The following is a 502-nucleotide window of genomic DNA, read 5'->3' as shown; positions in this document are numbered from 1 at the left end:
CGGACATCGTTAGCTCAAATGCTTGTTACTAGCTCGCCAACGCTTTTCGCAAGTTACTACGTCCTTCATCGCCTCTGACTGCCAAGGCATCCACCGTATACGCTTAGTCACTTAACCATACAACCCACATAGGTTTTATTTCGCTTGTCACTGCACCGCTATGCTGCGTTCATAAGTCGCACTCGTCAGTTATGTAGTGAACTACACGCCTTCCTCGTTTGCCTTATCGCCTTGCCTAGCATCACATTGACTGCGCTAATCTTCTCTATTGTTCAAACGGGTAAGTTTGAACGAGATGTATCGCAACTAATGGTGTTTACTTTCGCCAAAAGAATACTCATGAACTTCATTATTAATCGCTATTAAATAGCGTTGATAATGTCGTTCGGCACTTGATTTAAGTGTTTGAGAACTCAATTATTTATTTCGCATTAATCGTTAAATTAATACTATCAGCTTTCCAAATTTTTAAAGAGCGGGCTTAAAAAAGCCAAAGATAAAG

The 502-nt window shown here is 40.4% G+C and carries 1 rRNA gene; it reads right to left on the bottom strand.

Features of this window, described 5'->3' with window-relative positions:
* A 23S ribosomal RNA gene (locus tag K0625_RS24335) occupies positions 1 to 117 on the bottom strand; the annotation flags it as partial.
* Positions 118 to 502: the final 385 nt, after the last annotated feature.

The organism is Shewanella nanhaiensis, assembly GCF_019457885.1.
Taxonomy (GTDB): Bacteria; Pseudomonadota; Gammaproteobacteria; order Enterobacterales; family Shewanellaceae; genus Shewanella; species Shewanella nanhaiensis.
This window is presented reverse-complemented; position numbering and strand designations above follow the sequence as displayed.